The organism is Clostridia bacterium (assembly GCA_017410375.1).
In the GTDB taxonomy this organism is placed as follows: Bacteria; Bacillota; Clostridia; order RGIG6154; family RGIG6154; genus RGIG6154.
On sequence record JAFQQW010000019.1, the window covers coordinates 1 to 18,456 of the forward strand.

The 18,456-nt window shown below is 45.8% G+C and carries 13 protein-coding genes; 9 read left to right on the forward strand and 4 right to left on the reverse strand.

Going from position 1 to position 18,456, the window contains the following annotated elements:
* The first annotated feature begins 226 nt into the window (after positions 1-226).
* Positions 227-679 (forward strand): MarR family transcriptional regulator, encoded by a 453-nt coding sequence (locus tag IJE10_02735; protein MBQ2967023.1) that lies wholly within the window; start codon positions 227-229, stop codon positions 677-679.
* Between the two features lie 30 nt (positions 680-709).
* On the opposite strand, the gene IJE10_02740 is transcribed toward IJE10_02735, so the two are convergent.
* Positions 710-5,452, reverse strand: a complete 4,743-nt coding sequence (locus IJE10_02740) for a hypothetical protein (protein MBQ2967024.1) — start codon at positions 5,450-5,452, stop codon at positions 710-712.
* Positions 5,453-5,553: 101 nt separating this feature from the next.
* Here IJE10_02740 and IJE10_02745 point away from each other — a divergent pair, with 101 nt between their 5' ends.
* On the forward strand, positions 5,554-6,378 hold the full coding sequence (locus IJE10_02745; GenBank protein ID MBQ2967025.1) for a helix-turn-helix transcriptional regulator: 825 nt from the start codon (positions 5,554-5,556) through the stop codon (positions 6,376-6,378).
* A gap of 11 nt (positions 6,379-6,389) precedes the next feature.
* Positions 6,390-6,962: a manganese efflux pump gene (locus tag IJE10_02750; GenBank protein MBQ2967026.1), complete on the forward strand. Its 573-nt coding sequence runs from the start codon at positions 6,390-6,392 to the stop codon at positions 6,960-6,962.
* A gap of 20 nt (positions 6,963-6,982) precedes the next feature.
* Here the strand turns inward: IJE10_02750 and IJE10_02755 are convergent, their stop codons facing one another.
* Positions 6,983-8,134, reverse strand: a complete 1,152-nt coding sequence (locus IJE10_02755) for an MFS transporter (protein MBQ2967027.1) — start codon at positions 8,132-8,134, stop codon at positions 6,983-6,985.
* A 432-nt stretch (positions 8,135-8,566) separates the two neighbouring features.
* Here IJE10_02755 and IJE10_02760 point away from each other — a divergent pair, with 432 nt between their 5' ends.
* The 3 genes from IJE10_02760 to IJE10_02770 are packed head-to-tail and all read left to right on the forward strand — an operon-like array spanning position 8,567 to position 12,596.
* Positions 8,567-9,934, forward strand: coding sequence for a protein kinase (locus IJE10_02760; GenBank protein ID MBQ2967028.1), 1,368 nt, complete (start codon positions 8,567-8,569; stop codon positions 9,932-9,934).
* A gap of 20 nt (positions 9,935-9,954) precedes the next feature.
* Positions 9,955-11,583, forward strand: a complete 1,629-nt coding sequence (locus tag IJE10_02765; GenBank protein MBQ2967029.1) for a serine hydrolase — start codon at positions 9,955-9,957, stop codon at positions 11,581-11,583.
* A gap of 35 nt (positions 11,584-11,618) precedes the next feature.
* Positions 11,619-12,596: a zinc ribbon domain-containing protein gene (locus IJE10_02770; protein ID MBQ2967030.1), complete on the forward strand. Its 978-nt coding sequence runs from the start codon at positions 11,619-11,621 to the stop codon at positions 12,594-12,596.
* 48 nt (positions 12,597-12,644) lie between these two features.
* Here IJE10_02770 and IJE10_02775 read toward each other — a convergent pair whose 3' ends face one another.
* Positions 12,645-13,970: a DNA polymerase IV gene (locus tag IJE10_02775; protein ID MBQ2967031.1), complete on the reverse strand. Its 1,326-nt coding sequence runs from the start codon at positions 13,968-13,970 to the stop codon at positions 12,645-12,647.
* A 49-nt stretch (positions 13,971-14,019) separates the two neighbouring features.
* Between IJE10_02775 and IJE10_02780 the strand changes: the two genes are divergently transcribed.
* Positions 14,020-14,925, forward strand: coding sequence for an SH3 domain-containing protein (locus IJE10_02780; GenBank protein MBQ2967032.1), 906 nt, complete (start codon positions 14,020-14,022; stop codon positions 14,923-14,925).
* A gap of 46 nt (positions 14,926-14,971) precedes the next feature.
* Here IJE10_02780 and IJE10_02785 read toward each other — a convergent pair whose 3' ends face one another.
* Positions 14,972-15,943 (reverse strand): GtrA family protein, encoded by a 972-nt coding sequence (locus IJE10_02785; protein ID MBQ2967033.1) that lies wholly within the window; start codon positions 15,941-15,943, stop codon positions 14,972-14,974.
* A 201-nt stretch (positions 15,944-16,144) separates the two neighbouring features.
* Here IJE10_02785 and IJE10_02790 point away from each other — a divergent pair, with 201 nt between their 5' ends.
* Both IJE10_02790 and mutY read left to right on the forward strand, forming a co-directional pair.
* Positions 16,145-17,293 (forward strand): peptidylprolyl isomerase, encoded by a 1,149-nt coding sequence (locus tag IJE10_02790; protein MBQ2967034.1) that lies wholly within the window; start codon positions 16,145-16,147, stop codon positions 17,291-17,293.
* Between the two features lie 85 nt (positions 17,294-17,378).
* Positions 17,379-18,407, forward strand: coding sequence for an A/G-specific adenine glycosylase (mutY, locus tag IJE10_02795; protein ID MBQ2967035.1), 1,029 nt, complete (start codon positions 17,379-17,381; stop codon positions 18,405-18,407).
* Positions 18,408-18,456 lie beyond the last annotated feature (49 nt).

Genomic DNA, 18,456 nt, shown 5'->3' on the forward strand with positions numbered 1-18,456 from the left:
AACTTCGCCTCTCGACGTACCTTTGTACGCCTTCGGGTAACCCCAAACCGCGCTATATCGCGGTTTGGGCTCAGTTTGTCCATTCCAAACATTTTTTCCTATCCCCCAAAAAGGAGCTGTAATAAATTTACAGCTCCTTTTTTTGGGGAAAAATATTGTTGACAACTCAACAAATTTGTGTTATATTGTTTTTGTTGACAACACAACAAAAGGAGGACTCTTAAAAATGTTAAACCGTTTTGAAGTTTTTACAAAAGCTGTTTCTGTTTCTTACAAATGCATACAAAAAATTAAAAAATACGAAATGGATACCTTTGGATTAAAGGGTTCTCATGTGATGTGTCTGTTTAATTTGGGGCAGAACGAAAAAGGTCTTTCTGCCACCGAGCTGTGTAAAATCTGCCACTTAGACAAGGCTGCGGTTTCGAGAATTCTCCCTGCTTTGCAGGCTGAAGGCTATATTTATCCCGACATAAAGGGTGAACAAAAATACCGCATCAAATACCGTTTGACCGATGAGGGCAAAAAAATCGCCGATGCATTAAATCTTTTAATCACCAATGTTGTTACCCGTTGCGGCAGCGGACTGACCATCTCCGAGCGGGAAAACTTTTACAACAGCTTTGCTGTCATCACCAAAAATCTTTCAGAGTTTGTAAACGAAATGGAGAATAAATAAACAAAAGACCGCCGAAAGGCGGTCTTTTGTTTATTTGGTTAAAGGCGTTAATGTCTTTTCGGAGGATTTAACCGTTTTCCCGTTGATGACTTTTTCAACATAATAGGTAAAATCGGTTTTCGGGTCATCCACACGCACAATAAATTCAAAGGGTGCGTAGGTATCCTCTGTTGTTTCCCATTTTCCGTCCTTTTTGTAATGCAGAACGGCTTTGTCTGCTTCATCTAACATTTCGGTGATGTACACATACGCAAAATATTCGTCATCCGACATCTGCAGAATGTGCCCACCATCGGTTTCCCCGTCTTTGGGCATTACGGTCTGCTTGCCTGCCTGCTTTTCATTTACCTTTACATCCGCATAGCCCGGCTTGGAAACCGCATCACTTTTTACGGTGATGGCAACCAGCGATCTGCCCGGCACGGTGATTTCACCCCTGCCGTCTGTAATCTGCAGCTCGGTTTTGTTGCCCGACGCATCATAAACAGTCGCAACGCCACTAAAGCCTGCAAGCACATCCCCTAAGGTAAAGGTTGCGGTATGCGAAGCGGTATCTTCGTTCATAAATGCAAAGCCTGCCACGCCGTCTTTACGCGCGCCAATCCAGTCAAGCTGAACGTTGTCGGTCTGCATAACCCCCTCTTTTAACCACAGCCACATGTCTTTTTCGTCAAAGAATGTTCCGCTGCCGCTGCCGTACATACGGTTAGAGAAGTATGCATAGCCCATGTTGCGTACCGAGGGAAAATCAATTTGCTTGTCCGACCAGTTCCAGGCTTGTGTAAACAGGAAATCCTGCAGCATTGCCAGGAACGGTTGCATGTGATGCCAGTACAGACCCGTAATATCAGGTCCATTATACGCATAGTCCGGATTTTGCTGATACGCAAAGTAGTTGTTGTAGTAATAGCCCGTATAGGTAGAATGTCTGCCGATGATGGCATTTCTTGCATAGGTTTCAAAAATTTTCTCGCCCGAATACTCTGCAAGGCGCATTAAATCAGGTGCCCAGCAAGCCATAATCATATTGCCCGAGTCGTGCATGGTATAGGTAAAGGTCTGCTCCAAAGAAAGTCCTGCCCGGGATACTGCCCAGAACGGAACCGTTTCATCCTGCAGAGCTTCCAATCCTTCCGGATAGCCTGCTCTGAACCGCTTTTTGCCGTTCCAGGAAAGGTGATCATACCCATAATGGTTGTTCTTGGTATAATCAGCAGATACGGTATAGAGTTCCTCTCCGCTGTTGGGATAAATCCAGACGGTCGGCAACAGATTCTTTGCCGCACGGACTGCCGCGTCAATATACTTTTGCTCGTTTGTCACTTCATACAAATCAATCAGCCCGAAGAACTGGGGATAGAATTTGATGGCAATAAACATTTCTTCGTCGGTGGCAATACCGCGCGGTGCATCAATTTGCTTTTCAATAAACTTGTCTGCCTCTGTTTTTGCTCTTTCGAGGTATTCCTTATTGCCCGTGTAGCGGTACAGCCAGGTGTATTCCTGATAAAGCGGTGCACTGCCGTAGCTGTCTATGTTCTTTACACCATTGTCAATGCCGAGCGCTGAAAGCTGTGGCATAAGCCCCTGGCTCATTTTGTAACCACCGCCGAATACAGCACTGCCGTAGTTTCTGCAGGGATCACCAATGGCGCCCACACCGCCGTAAACCGCTTCTCCCTCAATATCGCCATTGTTGTAATGGAATCCGGGACGGGTAAGCAGATACGCAAGAGTCGGAATGGTTCTTCTCTCTAAGAAATCCTTGTCCTCGGTTAAAAGATAGGTAGACATAAATACCAAGGGATTGGACTGGGTCACCAAATTTTCCGCTTCGATATTGTAATAGCCCTTCTGATTGGTGTCCCACCCTGCATAATCATCGCCTGCTAAAGAAGTGGTATTGAAAATCGCATCGGTTAATGTGGATTTGAAGTTTTTACGGTAATCGGTAAGGTTATACACATCCAGAGCCAGATGCTCGTAAATGGGATACCACTCGCCCGGCTGTTCAATCAGACGGAAACGGATGCTGTAGCTGTCCCCTGCCTCCATCTTTGCATTTTCCGAGGTGAAAAGCGGTGCCGCAAGAGAGGGCTGTGCATTGCCCTTTACACTGGTGAGTGCCACACCGTATTCGGCATTTTTGTCCTTAGGCCAGCGGAGCGGTACACTCTCAGGCTCAACCGCAATGCCCAAAGACACCGTTTCTCCCTTTTCATTTTTAACTGTTTTAAGTGCCATAGGAATGGTGCAGTATGGCTCTGAAATAATCAAGCTTTCATCCGGAATCACCGTGCCGTTATAGCGGAACGGTGCAAACGCGTAAGAAAATTCCTTATGCTCGGGATTGGTCACCAGACTTGCAGTATAGAAGCCTGCCTGTTTTGGATTAAAAGTAAAGTCTACAATCGGCTCAGTTTCACCGTTTTTCAGCTCAACCGTAAAGGTTGCATCCGCATACCCGTTGGATGCCTTTAAAAGCACCTTGTTTTCGCTGAGCTTTTCAATTTCGGAAGGAATTAACCAGCTCGGGGTGCCAAGCTTATAAAGGTTACCCGTGTTAATCTGTGTGTCAACGCCATTTTTTGGGTAGGTAATCTGATACAACGGGAACTGTCCGGTGGTCCCTGCAAGTGAAGCATCGCTTGCGTAAAACAGCAATGCCGCCAACGGATTTTCCCGATCACTTACCGTTTTGCCGTTTAATGTAAAGGTCCGTTGAATCACCGTACCGCCCGAAGTGTTTACTGTATGAAAATCCATCTGCATTTTGTCGGATTTTATGGTGGTTACTGCTTCCGGGGCTTCATCCGTTTCCGCCCATAAGGGGTATATCGTGTCCTGATTCATATCCGAACCGAAAATGGTTGCAATCTCACGGATTTTGGCATACTCTTCGGGCGGGTTTTTCATTTTTACGTCGTCGGTAATGAAAATGCCGTCACAACGTGCATAGAATGTAGAAGTATCATGTAACGCAATTTCCAGCTCACCCTGCTGTAAATGCAACGGACCGATGCGCTCCCAGAAAAAGCCGGTCTGTCCATGCCGTCCCAAAGCCTTCGGGGCACGCATGCCGTTTAATTCCACCTCAAAAAAGCGACTGCCCTGCTGATTGGTGGCATAGTCTCTGGCATGTATAAACAGCTGATAATCACCCGTTTTGGGTATTTTTACGGTAACCCTTGCAGGCTCATAAACGCCTGTTTCGTCAGTAAGACCTTTAAGGTTTGCCCCTGCAAAGGCATTACCGCCCACCTGCGATTCCACCTGCCAGCTGCCGAATTCGTCTAAATTACGTACCGAAATAAACTGATTAAAGCCATCCTCTTTTTGCGTATTGATGTAAACGGTTTGGGTTTCATCCTCCCATTTCACCGCAGCACCTAACGATTCACTGATAAACCGTACCGGCACCATGGTTCTGCTGTTGATAAGCTGAGGCGGTACATCTAATGTCACATTTTTTCCGTTTACCGAGGCATTTTGGTCACCGATTCTTAAAATGACGGTGGTATCGCCCTTTATGCCTGTCACGGTCTGGGTTTCGTCCGCCCAGTATACATACGCCCCAAGCGCCTCAAAAATTCCCCGAAGCGGTACTAACGTGCGGTCATCCACCAGCGTCGCAGGCTGGTCGAATTTTAACAATACACCGTCTGTCACCACCGAAATTTCATCGGTACGCACAATCGGCTTTGCAGGAATGGTCATTTCGACATCTGCATTCGGGTCAACCGGACGGGGCTTTCCCTCGGGCACAGGCTTATCGGAAAGCTCCAGCAGGGTAAAGCGAATTGCGGAGTTTCGTATAGACCGCATAGCATCGCTATCCTTTTTAATTGCAGACACCGTGTCGTTGCCGTTACCCCAGAAATCATATTCACCTAAGGTCACCCATTCGGAATCGCCCGAAGTAAAGTCCACCACCACCGTATCTGTTTTATCTGCGTGGTTTATCGTATAGGTCTGGTCGTTCAAAGACCATTCGTGTACAGATTTAAAAATCTCCACCTTATATTTACCTGCAGGCATATAGGGAAGATATGTAAAAGAGTTGTCTTTTTTGGAGGCATAATAACTTCCGCTTCCGTCATAGCCGACTGCCGCGTTGCTAACGCTCCAAGCACCGTCATGCTTGCAGTAGAGCGGATTGCTTGCAGGAATCAGCATCACATCGCCAACCTTTTCCGGCTCCTTGATTTCGGGAATCTTTGCTGTCTCCTGCTCAAATTCAGGTTTTTCCCCAGGCTGAACTTCAGGCTTTACCGCCGGAATCGGCTCATTGATGGGTGCAATCAATTCAAAGGAAACCGCAAGCATTCGGGTGGCATAGTCCTCCTTAACGCCCGCCGCACGGGTCACCGAAATCCAATCGTCTCCGTCGCCCCAGAAATCATAGGTACCAAGCTCTACCCAACCGTTTTGCCCTGTGGTAAAATCCACCACCGCATAGTCGGTTTTGCCTCTGTGCACAATTTCAAACACCTGATTGTTTAAAGAATTCTGATGCACAACCTTATACACCGAAACCTTGTAGGTGCCCTGGGCAAAATGCGGTACCCACGAAGCTTCTGCCTCTTTCGAGGCATAGCGGGAAATACTGCCCTCGGGTCCCTGCAACTCTGCCTTCGTGGTTGTGCTCCAGCTTCCTGTTTCGGTATAATTTTCGTCTGCCGTGGTATACACAATTACATCTGCCGCCGTTGCAGGAATAACAAGCAGACTAAACACCATAACAAACAGTAAAAGATATGCTGTTTTTTTCATATATACACCCTCCTTTTTTATATTATAACACTACAATATACAAATGTCTATTGACAAAAGTGCTATTTTTTTATATAATTCTACCAAAGGCGGTGTAGGTTATGCAAATCGAATCGGTACAAATCGAATTTTTGTCCTGCGATGAATGGGTTGCCCCACCGGAAAAGCGACCGAAACAGGATCTGATTATATCCAAGGTTTCAAAGCGGTTTTCCATGGTGCAGAACAAAAGCAACTGCATGAAAACCCGCATCGTCGGCGGAGAGCTTCTGGATGTGCCAAAGGACGGATTTATTCTGTTTCCGCCGCAAACCATGCAGTATTGCTGTGTGCCAAAAGAGCATGTGCCTTCTGCACATATCCGCTGGTTGTATCTGGATGTGCTGATAAACGGCAAATACAGCTTAACCGACCTGTTTGAGCTTCCTTTTATGCTGCCCGAAGCACACATTTCAAAAATGAACGCGCATTTAGACGCACTTTCAGCTTTAAAGGACGACCCGAACCGACTTTGTCAGCGTCTTTCGGTGGCTTATAAAATCGTACAGCTCTTACTGGATGTTGCACAGCCTAAGCCTAAAATGGACAGCCATGTGCAAAAAGCAGTTTCGTACATCCGCACCTATTACAGTCAGCCCCTTACCGTTTCAAGGCTTGCGACGGTAGCAGGCATGAGCGAATCCAATTTTTTCAGGGCGTTCAAAAAGCAAACCGGTGTTTCACCTGTGACCTACCTGAATGACTATCGGCTTGTCAAAGCCTCGGTACTATTGGAAGTCACTAAAATGCGAGTGGGAGAAATTGCGTTACAGGTGGGCTTTAAAGAACAGTACTATTTCTCACGTCTTTTTTTAAGACGTTTTGGGGTATCGCCCCTTAAATACCGCAAAAACACAGAACGTCCGCTGCTATCAGACGGAAATTGAGGAGGATAAAAATGGAAGCACTTGGTTACTTTGAACTGTTTGTCATCGCGGTCGGCCTTTCCATGGACGCCTTTGCGGTGTCTGTGTGCAAAGGTCTTTCGGTTTCCAAATTGAAACTTCGGCACAGCCTGCTTGCAGGACTTTGGTTTGGCGGTTTTCAGGCTTTAATGCCTGCCATCGGCTATCTGCTTGGCGTGCAGTTTGAAAAATATATTGTGGCAGTAGACCACTGGATTGCCTTTTTACTGCTTTCCCTCATCGGTGGCGGTATGATTTTAGAGGCAAGAAAGCCCGACGAGGAACAAAACGCCTCCTTTTCCTTTTTGTCCATGCTTCCCCTTGCGGTTGCGACAAGCATTGACGCCTTGGCGGTTGGCGTAACTTTTGCCTTTTTGCGTGTACAAATTTTGCCTGCGGTGCTGTTTATCGGCATTGTCACCTTTGTTCTTTCCGCCTTGGGCATTAGAATCGGCAATCTGTTCGGCTCAAAATGCCGTAACAAAGCCGAGTTTATCGGTGGTGGCATCTTAATTCTGATGGGCATCAAAATTCTTTTGGAACACTTAGGCTATTTACCCTTTTAAAAAAAGCATGAGCGAAAAGCTCATGCTTTTTTTGTTTTTTTGTTTTCCGAAAATGAAAGTAGTAAGAACAGTGCAATCAGCGGGAACACGGCACAGCCCAAAAACACGGTGCGGATACCAAAAGCATCGGACAAAAAGCCACCTGCGTAGTTGCCGATGATGCGTGCCACGCTGTAAGTCAGTATGCCCAAAACCGCCTGACCTGTTCCTTTCAAGTGGTCGGCAAGCCGTTTGTTTAAAATGGCGGTGGTGCAGTAGGTGAACACAATATCGGACGCGCCCTTTAGCATATTAAACAAAACGGCAGACAGCATGTGCGACGAAACCGCAATGGCAACCCAGCGCACCATCATCAGCACACAGGATGTCATAAGCACCTTTTTGTTGCCGAATTTTTTACACAGAACATGTGCAAAAATCAAAAAGGGAAATTCGCTGATAAGGGACAAAAAGCTCGACCATGCCACAGCACTTAAACTGTCCCCTGCAAGCGCCTTGATAAAAATCGGGAAAAAGGAGCCGTAATAGGAAACGGGGATAAACACTAAAAGATTTGCAATATACAGTACAATCAGCGCCTTGTCCTTAAATAGCTCGCCGTAGGCGTGATTCTTTTTCTCCCGTTTAATCACTCTCTCGTCCGGCACCAAAGCAACCAGCAGAGCGGACACAAAAAAGATGCCCGCAATCATCAAAAACATCAGCTGTTCGCGGTTTTCTAAGATATAACCCGAGGTGAGTACAATAAACGCATACCCCACCGTACCGCAAAGCTTTACGGTATTAAAGGGCTTTTTGTGCTTTGCACAGTAGTCCACCGCCATGGCATCCGAAAGCTGCAAAAGGGGTGATGTGGCAAAGGTGTAGACCGTGTTGATGCAAAGCAGATACAAAAAGGTTTTGGACACAGGAAAAACCAACGCACAAAGAGCAGATAACAAAAAGGACGCGGAAAGCACCAGATTGAGCTTGCCGAGTCTGTCTGCCGCATTGCCCGCAAGCATCAGCCCGAACAGAGACATAACAGGGCCTAAGCCGGTGATTATACCAATCTGACTGTCACTTAACCCCTGACTTTTGAAAAACACCGTAACATATGTAGTAAAAATACCGATACCCATATAAAACAGTGCAAAATATATTCTTAACAGATTTGTCTTGTTTTTTAACATTTTTTATCACCAATGGTTATTATAGCATTCTTTTTTGGGGTTATCAATACAAAAAACGAACAAAAATCTTTCTGAAATAAAGATTTTTTCGTCCGGAATCCCCTCTGCCCTTTCAAAATTTTGTGGTTGAAAAAAATAAATATATGTGATAGAATAGATTTAACGGAAGTTAAATCTATTCAGCTAAATTCGCCTGACGGCGAGCTAAATGTGCTGATGCACGCTAAATTACTTCGTAGCTAAATTGACCTACGGTCAGCTAATGGCGAATTTAATTTAGCTACTCCGAAAGAGTTATTTAGCTATGGAGCGAAGCGGAATAATTTAGCTTTGAGCTTTAGCTCAAAATTTAGCTAAAAATATTTGCATCTAAATCGTTCACGAATTTTAGAATAGTTATATATTCTATATATGTAAAAAGGAGGGTGTGCAATGCAGGAAGAAATCAATCTGACAGGGCAAAGGTTTGATGCCTTTGCGTTAACCGAACGTCTTTCTGCCGGCAGATATCTTGCAAAGCATGACGACGGCACGGTCTGTACCGCCCGACACGAGGCATACCCGTCGGCAGAGCAATTAAAGGATGTCAGAAGCTTTTTTAAAAAAGATCAGATTCTGCTGGACAATTTCTTTACACAGCGCATAAGCAATACCGAAAGAGATTTTAAAAGCTTAAAAGCTGTAACAGATACCTGCGCACACTTAGAGCGCATCAAAGCCACCGCCATAACCCGTCGTCCCGACGGCTATCCGTATGATATTCTGGTTTTCAGCGCCTGCTACGGGACTTTGCAGGATTATATCCGCGAAAAAGGGCTTTTAACTGCCGAAGCACTGCGCATTGCCAGAAATCTGCTGAATGGTCTGCAGACTCTGCATGATGCAGATATTCTGCACGGCAACATCAACAGCGAAAGTGTGCTTTGCGGACAGCAAAACAGCTTTGTGCTGGGGAATTTTTCGGTTGTCCGCCCGGAAGCGGAGAATCTCTCTTTTCTTACGGCGTCAGGCACCAACCCCTACATGCCCCCCGAAACGCTGACGGATGCCATTTACGACAAGCAAAGCGAAGTATATGCCCTGGGTATGGTCATTTATATGCTTTTCAACAACAATCATTTCCCGTTCGGCAATGCACCGCAAACGATAAAAGAGCAGTTAAACGGCGTAACGGTCCCTCTGCCGACCCGGGCGACCGAGGCTTTGGGCAATGTACTTATAAAAGCACTCTCTCCCAGAGAAACCCGCTACAAGACTGCCCTTGCGTTTTTCGAGGCACTGGAAAATATACAAAGCACCATGGATACCACCGCCCTTTCTGTGCCGTTATTTTCCGGCACGGTTACAAACGTTGCCCAAAACGGTATAGATGTAATTCCGTTGGAAACACCGCTGATTAAGCCCTCTGCTGTCCCCGTTGAGGAATCTGAAAGCAACGGTCTTGCCATTGCATCTGTCTGTATCGGAATTCTGGCAATTCTTTGCGTGCTTGCCTTTGGAATCTGGTGGATTTCTTCGGCGGTTTCCGGCTCGGGTGCGGACGTCCCCGAAAAACGTGTTTCCATTGTGCTTTCAGAGGATGAAGTCACCATTCGTGTCGGCACAAAATTCATTATTCCGCTGACTGAAATCCCCGAGGCAGACCGGATACACTTAAGCTGTGAAAGCACCGACCCCGAGGTTGCCTCGGTAACAGATAACGGTGAAATCACCGCCCTCAGCACAGGCGAAACCGAAATTTCCATCCTGCAGGATGATACACTAGTTCTGGCAACCGTCAAAGTTACGGTAACTTATTAAATTGAAGGAGTTGAAGCAATATGGGTATCAAGTACAAATACTCCGTATACGCAGATATCGGAGCAGAAAACGAAGAGAACCGACAAAATTTCTTTGCCAACGGACAATACATGAATTTTAAAGAAATGAAGGCAGGCGCGGCATATGTCACAAGCAATCCGGGCAACCGCCAGATTTTCGCCCTGATGAAGGACGAAAAGTCGGAGGCACGGGCTTCTAATCTTGCGGCACTGTTCCTGGACAGACTGCGGAAAAAGAAAAATAAGCTCCGGGTAGCCCAGACCTCGGAATATTTACGGCAAACCCTGCTGAACATGGACCGGGGTATACGCGAAAACCTGCAGGGTGAGGACGGCACAACACTTACCATGCTGTATATCAACAACGGCAATGCCCATGCGGCTTGTGTAGGCAACGATACCATTTACAAATATTATCAGGAGGATAACCGTCTGGAAAAGCCGGAAAACACTCTGTCTGCAAACGGCAGGCTGGGCAAGCATCCCGAGGTATTCGGTCCGCTTGCACCTTTTGTAACCTCCCTCGGCAAAGTTAATCCCCGCAAAAACTACTTACTGCTCAGCGACTCCCTGGACCGTGCGCTTTCGCCCGAGGAAATTGTGGAAATTTTAAGCACCACCACCGGAAATGTGGCACAGGCTTTGGCGGAAAAGGCTGAAGAAAACGGTGCCAACGGCAACGTATGTGCCATTTATGTACAGCCTAAAAAGAAAAAGTGGTGGCTGGCTCCCTTAATTCTGCTGATTCTGATTGCCGGCTTTTTTGCTGTTAAAAACAGCGGTCTTCCCGAATTGCTTCAGAACATCGGCAAAGACACGCAGACTGAAACGGTTGCGGTATCTGACGGACAGACCGGGCAGGATTCTGCTGAGACGGTGGATGTGGAAAAAACCGTTCCGGGCAGTATGCGTGCGCTGAAAAAAGAACTGGACGGCTTTGCAGAATACATTACCGGCGACAACAGCAATGTAACCTACTATGTAAAAGACATTAAAACCGGCGAAGAAATTTACCGCAACGCCGAACAAAAAATGGATGCTGACCGTTTAATCGACCTTTATATTATGGCGGAAATTTACCGCCTGGCAGATGACGGCACAATTACAATGTCTGATTCAGTTAAAGGACAGATTGAAAGCATGCTTGTCAAAAATGACGATGCAAGCCGTGAAGCACTTTTACTGCTCGCAGGAAACGGTGAAAGGGAAGCGGGTGTTAAAGCGGTAACAGAAAACGCGACCAAAAAGCTCGGATGCACCGCAACCGCTTTGCAGGCAGATGAAGATACGGCAAACGAAACCTCTGCCAAGGATTGCGGTACACTTCTGGAAATGATGTATAAAAATGAGCTGGTATCGGCAGAAGCGTCTGCCGAAATGCTTGACTTATTAAAGGCACAGCAAAACAAAGACAAGATACCGCACTTCCTGCCGGACGGCACAACGGTGGCAAACCGAAGCGGCGAAACCAGTGCTGTTCAGAACGACACGGCTATTGTGTATACCGAAAAGGGCGACTTTATTTTAAGTGTGATGATCAGCGACTATACCAACAGCTCCGAAGAGGCAGAGGATGTAATTGCATCCATGTCCGAAGCAGTATTTAATTACATTACCGACGAGTCCTGACTTGCACGATAATAAACAATAAGGAGGAAAAACTTATGAAATTTTGTAAAAAATGCGGAAACGCAATGGAAGATGTGGCGGCATTTTGCGGCAAATGCGGTACAGCTGCCGAGCTGTCCGAAGAAGCTGCTGCTCCCGAAGAAGTTAACCGTGCGGAAGCTACTCCTATGGAAAGCATCCCACAGACTGAGCCTGCACCTGTGCAAAAGCCCATCCCGGACGGATATATGCCTGCTGAGCTTGATATGTCAGACTCCCCCTACGCACCTGACAGCTTTATAAGCAACTTTCATGAGAATATCGGAGGCAGCTCGCTGTTTCTGATTGCGATTATACTGACCTCTACGGTGGTAGTTCTGCAGTTTATAACAAGCCTGCTCGGCATTATGAACGGGAATTATGAGCATGTCTTTTTCCTGTTCGGCACTCTGGTTACTGCCGGCATGCTGTGCACAGGTCTGTGGCTGATTTATGCTGCATCCGCATCACCCACTCTTCCCGAAAAGTGCTACATAGCCTTCTGGCTTTTGAAAACCTTTTTTATACTGGCTTTAATCTGGCAGGGGTTGGGTCTGCTGGTTGATCTTACCTCTGTATACATCTCCATGACAGGCACAAATGTTATGAGTCAGTTAGGTCCTGTTGCACAGGACGGTGTTGGCAAGGGCATGCTGATGCTCATAAAAATCCTTTTGGGTAAGGGCACGATGCTTCCCTATCTCTGCTGTTCTTATTATCTGATCCGTAGCCTGGAAAAGAAGTTTGACGAAAACGAAGAGGACTATTGCGAGGAAGGCAAAGCGTTCTCCGTTTTCAAAGCATACGCCGTTTTTTGCGCTGTACATGCAATCGGTGCACTCCTTTCCTCGTTCTTCATTGAATATAACTATGTGAATGTCATGGGCATTATCCTTGCACTGATCAATGCCGTTCCGCTTACCATTTATGCATGGCAGGCATGGGTCGGACCTTTCGACTCTGTGGATTTTGATTTTTCAGGCATTTTCTTTTAATCATCTGTAAACCAAAAGAAAACACGCAAAAAAATTTGCGTGTTTTCTTCATTTTTCTGTTTTAGCCTTGTGCTTTCGCGCCACCTTAAGTCCCGAGTGGTAATTGGCACCCCGCACAATGGTATCCATACCGAACCGATTGCGGATACTATCCACTGCTTTATCAATTTTGCGGGATTTTTCGTCTGTTGCTGTGTCAAACAATGAGGTCTGCACATATTCTTCAAAGGTAATCTGGGTCAGTGCAACCCCTAAAAGACGAAGAGGAGTTTTGCCGTCCCACAGCTCATCAAACAGCTTTTTTGACAGAGCATACACTTCATTTGTAATATCTGTCGGATTATCCAGCTTGCATTGATGGGATTTGTTTTTAAAATCCGAAGAGCGGACAGAAACCGATACCGAATAGGCTTTGGCACCGTCGGCACGCATACGGGTTGCTGTGGCATCGGATAATGCCAGCAAAACTTTGTACGCGGTTTCTTTGTCGGTCACGTCCTCCGAAAGGGTGATGGAATGACTGTACCCTTTTGGCTTTTCCCGCTCGGAGCAGATGGGAGAATTGTCTATGCCGTTGGCATATTCAAAAATACGGATTCCGCCTTTTTGTCCCACCAGCGACTGCAAAAACGCTAAATCCAGAGCCGCGGCATCGCCTATGGTATGTATATTTGCTTTTTTCAGACGCTCTGCGGTGGAATGCCCCACCAAAAACAAGTCACCAATGGGCAGGGGCCACATTTTTTGCGGAATTTCTTCGGTAAAGAGGGTATGCACCTTGTCGGGCTTTTCAAAGTCGCTCGCCATTTTTGCCAGCAGCTTGTTACTGCCCACACCAATGTTGACGGTAAAGTGCAAGGTATCCCGAATCTCATTTTTTATGGTATACGCCAGGGCAATGGGGTCGGGATAGACGGCTTCGGTACCGCTCATATCCAAAAAACACTCGTCAATGGAAAACTGCTCAACCACGGGTGCATATTTACGGCAGACCGCCATGAACGCTTCGGAATTTTTATGATATGTGTGAAAATCGGGCGGAACAATCACCAATTGCGGACATTTTTTCAGGGCGTTTGCAATGGGTTCTCCCGTCTTGATACCAAATTTTTTTGCGGGAATGGATTTTGCCAAAACAATACCGTGCCTTGTTTCGGGATTTCCGCCCACCACGGCAGGGATATTCCGCAAATCAGGCTCTCCCTGCGCTACCCGTTTTGCTGCTTCCCAGGACAAATATGCACTGTTTACGTCCACATGAAAAATGAGCCGTTTCACCGGTTTCCACCCCCTTTTTGTTTTAGTATAACAAATCTTCTGCCGATTTGCAAGCCTTCTGACCCCCAACTTAAAAAATGTATTGCAATCAAGCATAAACCATGATAAAATGAACTATAGAGATTTGTTAAAAGGAGGCACAGAAATGTACGAGCCAAACCACGAACAACCCCCGGTTTACCCGCCGCAGGGAATGCCTGTTCAGAAAAATAAAACCGTAACCGCTCTGGCTGTTGTTTTAAGCATTACCGGGGCACTGCTTCTTTGCATTATTCTGGTCGCTGTTTTGTTTATGACCGGAACAATTAAGCTTGGAGGCGACGATTCTGAAAATCCGACCGTTCTGGAAATTCAGACAGAAAAAAGCGACACGGTTTCATCTGAAGAGTCCGGTGTTGTTTCGCAGGTCATGTTTGTATCCAACGTCCCCAATTCCATTTATTTCCGCAGTACGCCCGATGAACAGAGCGACAACATTATCACCACCATTTCCCGCGGGACGGCTGTAACCTTTCTGAAAAACGCCAACACCGTGTTTGCTGAAATCAGCTATAACGGGCAGACCGGCTATGTAAAACGCGAATATCTTTCTGCTACACAGCCTTCTCCCTCTTATGAAAGTGCAAATACCGGCGACACAACCGTTAAAAGCTATATGTATGTGGCAAATGTAGAAAACTCTATTTATTTAAGAAGCAGTCCGAAAGAGGTTTCGGGCAATGTTATCTGCACCATACCTGTTGGCACTTCTGTAGGCTATATCAGCACCACAGGCAACTTTTGCAAAATCAACTACAACGGAACAATCGGATACGCCAAATCCAAATATTTAGAAAATGAATATTATCCGTATACCGACTATATGATGGAGGTTTACAATGTTCCGAACTCTATTTACTTAAGAAGCGAGCCGTATGAGGATGCGTCCAATGTCATCTGTCAGATTCCCGTGGGCAGTTATGTTACCTACATAAACAACGGAAACGGCACCTTCTATTATATAGAATGGAACGGATACCGCGGATACGCCAAAGCAAAATATTTAAGATAACAAACATCCCCTCTGCTGATTGCAGAGGGGATATATTTTTTATTGTTTATTTTTTCATCTTTGGTTTAAAGGTAAACATCTTTAAAATGGTGAATGTAATGGGCACGCCCAGCACCGCCGAAAGGGTAAAGGATACAAATTCCGGCATGTTTAAGGTATTGTAAAAAATCAGCACGCACACATTCTGAATGGCAAAATTCGGAATATAGGATGCACAAAACTGAATAAAGCGGGTTACACTCATTTTCTGACAGAAAATGTACATGGTATTCAGCACATACGCAACACCCAGCGAGGAGATGTAGCCCACCACAAATGCCAGGTTCGGGGGCATGATTGCCGAAAGCACGGTGGATGCGATAATGCAGAACGAGCCGTTTATAAGACCCAATGTGATAAACGCCAGGAAAGCTCTGGTAAAAAATACCGAACGGAAAAAGTTTTTCTTTTTGGGCTTGTATTTCTGCACCGGAATGATGCTTTCCCCATCCACCACATAAGAATGGGTCGAAAGTGCCAGCATTTTTTTGTCGGGCATTGGCTCACTATAGTAATTGTCAATTTTAAGGTTCGGAAACAGCTTACGGAGTCTGTTCACTTTTTCCTCACCACGGCATTCCTCGCCAAGACAGACTCCCGTTTTTTTGTCCACATCGGATGCAATCAGGTATCTTATGCCCAAGCGCTTTGCAATAGGCTCTAACAAAAACGAGGGAGATGCAGAAGTAATCACATCGTTTTCGGTTTGCTTTTCCTTGTACCAGAGCTGAATCTTTTTTTCGTGCTTGTCCCAAAAGCTTTCAATCAGCTCATCGGTATCCTCTACGGCTTTTAAAAAACAGAAGCATTCCTGTTTGAACCGTGCAAGCGAAATGCGCTGGAACAGGAACATGAATGCATACACGATAATGTGTGGCCAGAACCGCATCAGCGACGGATGCTTCTTTAACGCAAAGGTATAAAAGTCGAGCACGCAATAGCCTCGGTAAATGGTATAATTAAAATTATAAACGTTCAAACTTGGATGCCTCCTTTTGCACGGCTGACATAGCCGTTTGCTAAAGACTTCTCACTTTATAATCTATATTATACCATAAAGCTTACGATTTTTCAACCTATAATTTTTTGTGGGTAAAAACATGAAAATTTTGTGACAAATGTAGACAAATTTAAAAAAGTATGGTACACTGGATTTATCTTATTTTTAGGAGGAACAAACATGAAACAAGTAAAAGGATTTATTGCAGGCATTCTGGTTGCCGCTTTATTTATGGCAATGCCTGTTTTTGCGGATGCTGTTTCGGAAACCATCTCGGTTTTGAAAGACTATGTGACGGTTGAGATTGACGGAGAAACCAAGGATGTCCGCAATTTTGTGCATGAAGGCACGACTTATATCGCATTGCGCGATGTATCCGAGCTTTTAGGCTGTACCGTTGGCTGGGACGATGCGACCCGCACTGCGTCCATCTCAACCGGTAAGGCGCCTGCCCAAATGACAACCGCTGCCATTGAAGTTAACGGCAAGGTTATTTCGGATGCAGATTTTTCCGCAATGTATACTGCTGTGGATAACTATTACGGCACCAAGATGACTAAGGAAGAAAAGATTCAGTTTGTAAAGGACGAGTTGGTTATGCAGAGCGTTGCCAACGCAAAGGCAGAGGAATTAAAGCTTACAAACAAAGATGAATTGCGTGCACAAGCGACTGCAGAACTTGCCGAGTTAGATGCCCAGTACGGTGCAGACATGACCAATCAGCTGCTTCAGGCATACTATGGTCAGACCAGAGAGCAGTACATAGAGTCTTGCATCACCGAAGCTTCCAATCAGGCACTTTTGGATTACATGTCCAAAAATCTGCCTAAATATGCAGAAGCAGAAGCCGGTGCAAAGGAATTCTATGAAGCAAACAAGGAAAGCTACAAGCAACGCTCGGTGCAGGTTAAGCACATTTTGATTCCCACCAATGGTGAAAACGAGGAAGCGGTTAAAGCAGAAGTGGATAAAATTGCTTCTCAGGTAAATAAAGATACCTTTGATATGGTGCTTCTCTCCTACAACAATGACCCGGGTCAGCCTGAAAACGGCTACCTCGTAACGGGTGACGGTACCTTTGTTCCCGAGTTTGAAGAAGCGGCACTTGCGTTTACCGAAGCAGGTCAGATTTCGAAGCCTGTTAAAACCAGCTATGGCTACCATATTTTGATGGCAGTTGAAATCAACGAATATCTGCCCTACGAAACCTTCTTAAAGAGCTATCTGCAACAGAAATATTCCGAAATTGATCTGGAATATTTAAAAGAATGGGTTGCCGGAGCAAATGTTGTATACCACGATGATGTCATCAACACAATTGTAAAATAACCATTAAAAACCGCTCGCATGGGCGGTTTTTTTATGGACAAATTGCAGAATGTATGTTACAATAAATAAAAAGGAGGGATACTACATGGAGCGGATTTTAAAGAAGTTGCCCGAGCCGTTGCTTGCGTGGTACAGACAAAACAAAAGAGACCTGCCCTGGCGTAAAAACACCGACCCTTATCGGGTATGGATTTCCGAAATCATGCTCCAGCAGACCCGTGTGGAAGCGGTTATCGGGTACTATGACCGTTTTTTAAAGACCTTTCCGGACGTTGCCTCTCTGGCTAATGCCGATGAGGATAAGCTTTTAAAATGCTGGGAGGGTTTAGGCTATTACAGCCGTGCCCGCAACTTAAAAAAGGCAGCAAACGAAATTATACAGAATCACGGTGGTGTTTTCCCGTCCGATTTTGAGAGCATCCGAAAGCTGACCGGCATCGGGCCTTATACGGCAGGCGCTATCTCATCCATTTGCTTTTCCTTAAAAAAAGCGGCAGTGGACGGCAATGTGTTACGCATTGTGTCCCGCATCACCAATAGTTTCAAACCCATTGATGCACCACAGACCAAAAAGGAAATTACCGAAAGCTTAGAAAAAATATATCCTGCTTCGGCAGGCGATTTTACCCAAAGCTTAATGGAGCTCGGCGCAACGGTTTGCATTCCCAAATCGCCTAAATGCGAGAGCTGTCCCGTATCTGACCTTTGTCAAAGCCGAAAAGAAAACACCCAGAAGCTTTTGCCCGTAAAATCACCCAAAAAAGATAAAAAAATCCAGAAAAAGACCGTGTTTTTACTGAAATGCGGTGAAAAATATGCCCTTTGCCAGCGGGAAAAGACGGGCTTGCTTGCCTCCCTCTGGCAGTTTCCCAACACAGACAAGCACCTCTCGGTTACTGATGCGGTAAGCTTTGCCGAAAGCATGGGCACAAAGCCTTACGAAGTGGTAAGCCGTGTGGAAAAGCAACACATTTTTACCCACATTCGCTGGGAAATGATTGGTTACACTCTGCTTTGCCGTAAAATGCCCGACACCTTCCAATGGGCAGACGAGCAAGAAATCGAAAGCACCTACGCACTTCCCACCGCTTTCCGACAATTTATAGAAGAGTAGCTTCTCTTGTAAGTACTTTCCAAAAAATAAACAGCTCAATACGGCTTAT

Coding starts and splice junctions, on each gene's coding strand:
- IJE10_02735 (MBQ2967023.1), top strand. CDS start 227: ATGTTAAACCGTTTTGAAGTTTTTACAAAAGCTGTTTCTGTTTCTTAC.
- IJE10_02740 (MBQ2967024.1), bottom strand. CDS start 5,452: ATGAAAAAAACAGCATATCTTTTACTGTTTGTTATGGTGTTTAGTCTG.
- IJE10_02745 (MBQ2967025.1), top strand. CDS start 5,554: ATGCAAATCGAATCGGTACAAATCGAATTTTTGTCCTGCGATGAATGG.
- IJE10_02750 (MBQ2967026.1), top strand. CDS start 6,390: ATGGAAGCACTTGGTTACTTTGAACTGTTTGTCATCGCGGTCGGCCTT.
- IJE10_02755 (MBQ2967027.1), bottom strand. CDS start 8,134: ATGTTAAAAAACAAGACAAATCTGTTAAGAATATATTTTGCACTGTTT.
- IJE10_02760 (MBQ2967028.1), top strand. CDS start 8,567: ATGCAGGAAGAAATCAATCTGACAGGGCAAAGGTTTGATGCCTTTGCG.
- IJE10_02765 (MBQ2967029.1), top strand. CDS start 9,955: ATGGGTATCAAGTACAAATACTCCGTATACGCAGATATCGGAGCAGAA.
- IJE10_02770 (MBQ2967030.1), top strand. CDS start 11,619: ATGAAATTTTGTAAAAAATGCGGAAACGCAATGGAAGATGTGGCGGCA.
- IJE10_02775 (MBQ2967031.1), bottom strand. CDS start 13,970: ATGCTTGATTGCAATACATTTTTTAAGTTGGGGGTCAGAAGGCTTGCA.
- IJE10_02780 (MBQ2967032.1), top strand. CDS start 14,020: ATGTACGAGCCAAACCACGAACAACCCCCGGTTTACCCGCCGCAGGGA.
- IJE10_02790 (MBQ2967034.1), top strand. CDS start 16,145: ATGAAACAAGTAAAAGGATTTATTGCAGGCATTCTGGTTGCCGCTTTA.
- mutY (MBQ2967035.1), top strand. CDS start 17,379: ATGGAGCGGATTTTAAAGAAGTTGCCCGAGCCGTTGCTTGCGTGGTAC.